General features: G+C 64.9%; 10 protein-coding genes and 1 tRNA gene. 5 read left to right on the forward strand and 6 right to left on the reverse strand.

Annotation, left to right across the window (positions count from 1 at the left end):
* Nucleotides 1-100 precede the first annotated feature (100 nt).
* From FNH05_RS04935 to FNH05_RS04950, 4 genes are read right to left on the reverse strand one after another with little or no spacing between them, the layout of a single operon-like run.
* Nucleotides 101-832 (reverse strand): hypothetical protein, encoded by a 732-nt coding sequence (locus tag FNH05_RS04935; protein ID WP_246127536.1) that lies wholly within the window; start codon nt 830-832, stop codon nt 101-103.
* Entirely contained in the window at nt 829-1,155 is a 327-nt protein-coding gene (locus tag FNH05_RS04940; RefSeq protein ID WP_144586065.1) for a hypothetical protein, read from the reverse strand. Before FNH05_RS04940 ends, FNH05_RS04935 begins: the two co-directional genes overlap by 4 nt.
* Entirely contained in the window at nt 1,152-1,517 is a 366-nt protein-coding gene (locus FNH05_RS04945) for a WhiB family transcriptional regulator (RefSeq protein ID WP_246127537.1), read from the reverse strand. Before FNH05_RS04945 ends, FNH05_RS04940 begins: the two co-directional genes overlap by 4 nt.
* The gene (locus FNH05_RS04950) at nt 1,514-1,822 is read right to left on the reverse strand and encodes a helix-turn-helix domain-containing protein (protein ID WP_144586066.1); all 309 of its coding nucleotides are present in this window, start codon (nt 1,820-1,822) and stop codon (nt 1,514-1,516) included. Before FNH05_RS04950 ends, FNH05_RS04945 begins: the two co-directional genes overlap by 4 nt.
* 287 nt (nt 1,823-2,109) lie before the next feature.
* On the opposite strand from FNH05_RS04950, the gene FNH05_RS04955 reads away from it, so the two are divergent.
* The 4 genes from FNH05_RS04955 (at nt 2,110) to FNH05_RS04970 (ending at nt 4,981) form a co-directional block, all read left to right on the forward strand.
* Nucleotides 2,110-2,523, forward strand: coding sequence for a helix-turn-helix domain-containing protein (locus FNH05_RS04955; RefSeq protein WP_144586067.1), 414 nt, complete (start codon nt 2,110-2,112; stop codon nt 2,521-2,523).
* On the forward strand, nt 2,523-4,121 hold the full coding sequence (locus FNH05_RS04960; RefSeq protein WP_246127538.1) for a transcriptional regulator: 1,599 nt from the start codon (nt 2,523-2,525) through the stop codon (nt 4,119-4,121). The genes FNH05_RS04955 and FNH05_RS04960 overlap by 1 nt, the downstream gene beginning before the upstream one ends.
* Nucleotides 4,118-4,474 carry a signal peptidase I gene (locus FNH05_RS04965; RefSeq protein WP_144586068.1) on the forward strand — a complete coding sequence of 119 codons (357 nt, stop codon included), beginning with the start codon at nt 4,118-4,120 and terminating at the stop codon, nt 4,472-4,474. Before FNH05_RS04960 ends, FNH05_RS04965 begins: the two co-directional genes overlap by 4 nt.
* A gap of 177 nt (nt 4,475-4,651) precedes the next feature.
* Nucleotides 4,652-4,981, forward strand: a complete 330-nt coding sequence (locus FNH05_RS04970; RefSeq protein WP_144586069.1) for a hypothetical protein — start codon at nt 4,652-4,654, stop codon at nt 4,979-4,981.
* A 3-nt stretch (nt 4,982-4,984) separates the two neighbouring features.
* Here the strand turns inward: FNH05_RS04970 and FNH05_RS04975 are convergent, their stop codons facing one another.
* Nucleotides 4,985-6,580: a tyrosine-type recombinase/integrase gene (locus FNH05_RS04975; RefSeq protein WP_144586070.1), complete on the reverse strand. Its 1,596-nt coding sequence runs from the start codon at nt 6,578-6,580 to the stop codon at nt 4,985-4,987.
* An 81-nt stretch (nt 6,581-6,661) separates the two neighbouring features.
* A tRNA-Arg gene (locus FNH05_RS04980) sits at nt 6,662-6,734 on the reverse strand.
* A gap of 141 nt (nt 6,735-6,875) precedes the next feature.
* Here FNH05_RS04980 and FNH05_RS04985 point away from each other — a divergent pair.
* Nucleotides 6,876-7,276: response regulator (locus FNH05_RS04985; protein WP_144586071.1), on the forward strand; the 401-nt coding region annotated here is incomplete at its 3' end.

Consider the following 7,276-nt stretch of genomic DNA (forward strand, 5'->3'; position numbering starts at 1 on the left):
CAAGCCCTGCGGACCCTGGCGCGGTCCTGGCTGGGTTCGTCGTTCACGAACTCCGCGTCGAACACCTTCCGTTCCAGCTCCCGGCCGTTCATGGAAGCGTTCATGGCCTGCCTCCACTCTCGGCGATCTCAGCGGCGAGGGCGGCGGCCAGCCGCGACGACAGGCCACGTGAACAGCCCGTGACCTCTCGCACCCACGCCGGGGTGACCTCGATGCCCGGTGCCCACGCCTTCCGTGCGTCGGCCAGGAAGTCACTGAAGAGACGGCGACCACGGGCCACACGGGGGCGAGGCTTGGCCGCTTCTACAGCGGGCTGTTCCTCCGTCGTCTCCGTGAACGCAGCGGCGGCCGCTTCGGCGAGCTTGTCCCGGAGATCTGTGACTGCCTCGGCGGCCGTGAACACCAACAGCGGCGGGACCGAGTGCAGCACGATGCCCGACCACGAACCGGCAGCGAACGACGCCCAGGTGTTCATGACGTAGGTGGCGCCGAGCGTGAACCACTTCGCCCGCCGCACCCACGGTCCGGTCCGGATGCGGTAGCGCGCGGTCAACTGCTCGGCCCGCAGGATCGCCACCAGCACGAGGGACACCGTGGGATCGAGCAGCCACGCCGCCAGCCACGGCAGCGACCACACGGCCGCCCCAGCAGCGGCGAAGTGCTGGACGTTCGTCATCGTGAACGCCAGCCCCAGCGTGATCCCGGTCCAGCACAACCGGTCGACCTGCCTGCGCACCTGCTCCACTCGCAGGGCGACCGCATCCGGACCGTGGGCGGGGGTGGCGGGTGGCCGCCCGAAGGCGGCCACCCCTTTCCCAACGCTCCCGCTCATCGCCGACCACCCCGGGGAGGGACGAACGCCGTCACGGTCAGCGCCCGCGTCAGAGCGTGCGCCGCGAACAGCGCCGGAAGGCCCAGCACCCCGAGCATCAGCCCGTGGTTGTCGGCCGCCTTCGTGACCACGATCCATTGCACGCCAACGATCAGCGCCGCCGTGAACACCACTCGCCCGAACAGCGACAGCAGCCGAGCACCGCCGATAGCCGCTTCCGCCCTCCGGCGATTCCGACGAACACGGCCACGCCAGAGCACCAACGGCAGGAGCAGGCAACCCATACCGACCAGAAGTTGCGCCGGAGTCAGAGCGATATTCATTCCTGCTCACCTCCTTCTCGGTTCTCGCGGCGAGCCAGCCACACCGGGTACAGAGCACGACGGTCCTCTTCGGACAGCGCACCCCACACGCCCAACGTGAACAGCCCAGCCGTTCGCAACTCCAGCTCCAGGCAGGGCAGCCGAACCGGGCAGTCCGCGCAGATCCCCGCGGCCAGTTGCCGGTCAGTGCGATCGTCACACGACCATTCCGGCACCATGCCGTTCGTGTAGAGCCACATGCAGGCGCCGTCGCGGTTGACGATGTCGGTCAGGACGTCGTCCGGAACCTGCTCGTAGCGGTCAAGCTCTGTAGCAAGCGACGTCAAGTAGTCCTCGAAGCTCTCGAAGTCCTCCGGGTTCACCACAGGTCACCCCCGCCGATCCGAGCGCCCTCGCGAGCGGTCCGCCGAGCCGCCGCGATGCGGGCCGGGTCCACGACGCTCCCGGTCGCCTCCGCCTCGGCAAGCAGCCGATCGAGTGCGGCGGCGGGAACGACATAGCGAGAGCGGAGGCGAATGGCCGGGAAGTCGCCCTCGCGAATGATTCGGTATAGCGTCGAAGCTCCCACTCGCAGCAATTCTGCTGCCTCTCGAACTGTGTAGAAAGCCGGACGCGAACTGATTTTCGAAGTTGCCTTGTTGTGAGGCGTTCGGTGGTTGTTTTCCATGGCTTCGATTCAAGGAAAAATCGAAGCCGTCAACCATGCACATCCAGTGCAGATCAAATGCAACACCAATGCAGAACCAGTGCGGTTCGTCGATTCTCGGCGCTATTCTCGCGGCCGGCACCTGGCTTGGAGCGCCTTCTCGGTCGCTTGCGACTGTCGACAATTTCATCGATTCTGCAATGAAATCATCGATTGTAAGTGATCTTCCCTCCGGTCAAGGTGGTGTTGCCACCCAAGGTCAGGCGAATCCGCTAACGTCGGCGCGGGAACGGTGGTGGAGGAGCTGGGTGGCAGAGGACTGGGCTGCGGTCGCAAGGGCCATTAATGAGCGCGTGAAAGAGCTCGGCTGGCGCCAGCGAGAACTCGCGGAACGTTCACACGTCTCGTCCGCGATAGTTCGCGAGATCCAGCGCAACACGGTCAATCGCAAGCGAAGCCCTCGCACGCTGGAATCCCTGTCCGTTGCCCTTGGATGGCACTCGCAGCACCTCGAAGCCGTACTGAACGGCCGCAAGCCTCCAAAGCCAGAAGACGGTCCAAGCAAGCAAGAGATGGAATTCTCGGCGCGGTTGGATGCCCTGGAACGTCGGTTGGATTCCATTACAGATCGATTGGACGACATGAAGGCCGACCTCGCCATGGTGGTCGACTACATCCGGTCCGAAGTCCAGGCCCGTGCCACTGAGCGGAGGCGTTCCTGATGGCGGTGGAACCGTGGACCGGGCGTACCGCGTGCGTTCTCCAGAAGGCGATGCGGCTCAGCAACGAACTCTTCGCCGAACGTCTCGGCATCGGCGTCCGCACGGTCGCAGGCTGGCACCAGAAGCCGACCCTCACGCCAAAGTCCGAGATGCAACAACTTCTCGACACCGCCTACGAGCAAGCTTCGGCCGCTGTGCGGGCACGCTTCGCCGAACTCGTCGGCGAGCAACCAAGCGAGCCGGCCGAACCAGCATTCGACAGCGCTACAACCGATCAGGCCAGGGCCGCCGCCGAGCAGCGCCTCAGCGCTGACCCACACCTCGGTGACGCGCTCGAATGGCTGGACGAACACGCCGGGTGGGAGCCCGGCACCAGCCGCCGCAAGGTCGCGGCCAGGCTCGCCACCGTCGACGCCCAGGCGCTGCGTGACCGCGGAGTCCTGCGCGGGAAGGTGAGCCAGCGTCAGGTCACGCAGGCACTGACTGACTACTACGGCACCAACCTGGCCGGACACGGGCTCTACTCCGCCAGATACGGCGAGAGCGGCCAGGCAGCAACGTGCATCCTCACCCGGCCCGAATGGCTCGATCTCGGAACCCACCTCAGAACCGAGGCCGATCGGCTCAAGCTCGGGCAAGGCGCAACCGACGCACCGACACGGCTCGATGGACCCGCGACCGACGCGGCCGTCCGGCGGCTCGCCGAGACGCTCGAACTCGGGACGAGACTCGTCAATATGCCGCTCTACCGGCTCCGCGCACTCGACATCGAACGGCCGAACCTGGGGGGAACGCTCGGGGTTGCCCCGTTCGTGCACTACGCACTGACCATGGACCTCCTCGAAGGCGAGCTGCTGGACGCACTCGCCTCCGGCGCCCCGACGACTCCCGGCCAGCTACCCCTACGAGACCAATACCTTCCGGACCTTGCTGCGGTCACGGCTCTAGACGACCGGCTCTGCGCGGGAGGCGCCCTCGCGCTCTGTGCGATCGCCCGGCCCTCCGGCTGGCACGGCCCCGCCGATTACGTCCTTCTCGTGCAACAGCGATCCGGGAACGTGCTCAACGCGAACCGCCAGCTCGCTGTCATTCCGAAGGGCTTCCACCAGCCGGTCACCGACCTCCGCGCAGACACCCCCGTCGGAGCGACCCTGCTGCGCGAGATGGAAGAAGAACTGTTCGGCCGAGACGACATCGACAACACCATCGGCGACCAACGCAGCGCCGACCCGATGCACCCCAGCCGGTTGTCCGAACCGATGCAATGGCTCATGACGCGCCCCTTCGGCCAGCGGTTGTGGCTGGAATGCACCGGATTCGGCCTCAACCTGGTAAGCGGCAACTATGAATTCGCCAGCCTCATCGTCATTCAGGACGAGGAATTCTGGGACCTTTACGGCGGCCAGATCGAAGCCAACTGGGAATCATCTAACCTGCGACGTTACTCCACCCTCGATCCCGAGCTACTGACCGAGCTTCTCGACGATGTAACCTGGAGCAACGAAGGACTGTTCGCCATCCTGCAAGGAATCCGAACCCTTGCGGAGATCGGCGGACAGCGAGTGAACCTGCCGTCCGTCGAGTGGGAGTTGAAGTGACCGAACGCTGGCACACCGGGAACGCAGCGGAGGACGGCGCGGACACCCGCGGCTGGTTTGTCGGTCACTTCATTGACCCATCGCAAGGTGTTCTTTCCTCGAAAGACGTTGAAGTGAAGTGGGCTACGCATCCCCAGGGCGACAAGCGGATCGAATGGACCAAGGGTGATCAGCGAACTACCCTTGTGATGCTCATTGACGGTCATTTTAGGGTGGAGTCGACAGCGGGGTCAGCCACGTTTACTAAACAAGGTGACTACGCCATGTGGGGGCCGGGGGTCGACCATAGCTGGGAAGCCTTCGCTGACTCGGTAGTCTTGACGGTTCGCTGGCCATCTTCTCTGAATTTGTGATCACGTTTTTGTGATTTCTGGGGGTGCTCGGTGCTTGGCGTGTGGGCGGCTGTAGCTGCAACACTTTCGGCTATCGCCGCGACAACTTCGGCGATATCCGCACTGCGCGGACGCAAATTTCAACTCGAAGAACGAAAGAGGGGGGACAGGGAACTTGCCCGAGCGTTACATTCTGAGTTGACCAAGGACATCGCGGATGCTCGCGACCGTTTGGGTAGCTTGGTGCGGAACAATGAGTCGGCCTTTGGGGGGTCCGATCCGGCTGTTCGGCACGATTATTTTCGCTTGTTGTGGTGCTTCGAGCGTATCTGGTCGGGCTGGCAGGTCATGGGTGACGATGGGCGAAAGTTTTTGTCTCATTTGATCGACTGGCACGTCGATGAGTGGAGTTTTGCCCTCCCTGAAGCGCGTCGCAGGCTTGGTATGATAAACGACGACGATTCTCGTAAAGGTATAGATAAACTGGTTGATGCCATGAAGAAAGATCCGATTTCATGGAAGCTGTAGCACTCATGAATTCGGTCTCTGCTGGATGATGTCACCCGGAACGTTTCGAGTCGAGCTCGACTCGTTTGTCTTCGAGGCGATGATCATTGGATCAGCGACGACGGCTCGGCGTCCGCGGCTGGCTTTCACGAGACCGGCCTTCTTCAACTCGCTGATCGCTCGGTGCGCAGTCCCTGCGGCTACGTTGTAGCGGCTGGCAAGCTCGGTAACCGGTGGGAGTCGGTAACCAATGCGCAGGACACCGGCAGCGATCGCGCCCCGTAGATCGGCGGCGATCTTCTGATACGGGTTCTCCGCCTCCGGGACCAGCGTGGTCCGCGCGTTGCCCTCCCCGTCGATGACGATCGGCGCTTGCGGCATTCGGCCGGTGAGCTGCTTGGCGGCCCTCTGGTCGGCCTCTGAGACCCATGCGGAGTACACGCGGAGCGTCGTCGTCCCGCCTCCGCTGTGGCCGAGGCGACCGGCGACGGTGCGGACGTCGACGCCGGAGGAGATGAGTTCGGTTGCGGAGTAGTGCCGTAGCTGGTGGAGGTGCATGTCCCAGCCGAGCTTCGTGCACATGCGCCGGTAGCGCTGGGAGACCGTGCTCGGCTTGAGCCAAGTCGTGTGGTCGACGGAGGGCGAGAAGACACGGCCATCGGGGGCGATGGCGGTTTCGGCCAGGGCGGCTTGAGTCTCGCAGTGCTGCCGGTAGGCCCGCAGCAAGCCGACGGTCTCCGCGTCGAGCGCGATGCGCCGTTGCTGGTGGGTCTTGGTGTCCTTCTCCCACGTCTTCGAGCCGTCCTGGGCGATGGCGGTGCGAATCCAGAGCGAGGCGTTGTCGAGGTCGAGCAGGTCCCAACGCGGCGCGCACAGCTCTCCGCGGCGGGCGCCGGTCGTCATGGCGAGCCACACGAGCACGCCCCAGGAGAGGTCTTTGAACGCCCTATTGACGATGGCGGCCGCTTCGGCGGGTGTTGGGGGCTTCGGGTCCGGTGTGGGCGCTTTCGGCGGCTCGGCCTGCTCCAGGGGGTTGACCGTGATCCACTTCCAGCGCATCGCGTCCTTGAGCGCGCCGCTGAGGCACCAGTGCACCTTGCGGATGGTGGACGACGCGGCGAGCGGCTTGCACTTGTGGGCGCGGCACTTCTCGTTGCACTCGTGCGGCCCGGCGACGCGGTGTTCGATGAACTTCTTGCCGCCGCAGTGGGCGCGGCAGGTGCGCAGGATCTTGTAGAACGAGTCGAAGGTTTCGCCGTCGAGCCTGCCGACGCGTGTCTGACCGAGCAGTGGGCGCACGTGAGTGCGAATGGTGCCCTCGTAGCGCTGCTTGGTCGTCGTGTCGACGTCGAGCAGTTCCAGATAGCGGTCCATGAGCTGGTTCAGGGTCGCGCTGGTGCGCGGGTTGCGGCGTTCGTTGACCTCGTTGACGAAGCGGGCGAGGACCTTCTTGGCCTCAGTCTCCGCCTTCGGGCCCGGTGGGATCGTCTCGCGGAGGTAGTGCCGACGGCCGCTCAAAGGGTCTACACCGGCGTAGAGCTTGACCCGAAGTGCCCCGCTCGCCAGTTGCTCGATCTCGCCTCGCTGGCGCCCCTCGCGCCATCCCCCAGTGCGCTTCATGGTGCGAGTCTAGGCCAACTCGCACCATGTACCGCACCACGCGAAGCGGTCCTGACCAGTCCAAACCGCCTCTGACCTGCGTGCCCCCGGCAGGATTCGAACCTGCGACACCCGCTTTAGGAGAGCGGTGCTCTATCCCCTGAGCTACGAGGGCTTGCCAGGGACAGCGTAGCGGTTCGCGGCGGTGTTCGGTGAGTGGGACCGGGCGAACGGCGTATCGACTCTTTCGCTACCAACCGGTAACCTTCCGTGACCGGGCGCGGAATCCCCGCTCCACCGAGCGCCGGAGGGCTAGTTGATCAAGCTGCTGTTCGCCGACGATGAAGAGTTGGTCCGCTCGGGGCTGCGCGGCATGATGGCCGGGGCTTCGGACATCGAGGTGGTCGGCGAGGCGGTCGACGGCAGATCGGCGGTCGAGGCGGTACGGCGATCACACCCGGATGTGGTGCTCCTCGACATCAAAATGCGCGCTCCGGACGACGGAATCAGAGCCCTGCGCGCGATCCTCGCGCTCCCCTCGCCGCCAGCGGTGGCGATGCTCACCACCTTCGACATCGACGAGTATGTCAGCCTCGCGCTGCGCCTCGGCGCCAACGGCTTCCTCCTCAAGGATATCGAACCCGCCGCCCTGCTCCGGGCCATCCGCGATCTCGCCCGCGGCGGGGCGGTGCTGGACCCGGGGGTGGCGGCGCGGAT

Origin of the sequence: Amycolatopsis rhizosphaerae (assembly GCF_007713715.1) — a bacterium.
GTDB classification, from domain to species: Bacteria; Actinomycetota; Actinomycetes; order Mycobacteriales; family Pseudonocardiaceae; genus Amycolatopsis_E; species Amycolatopsis_E rhizosphaerae.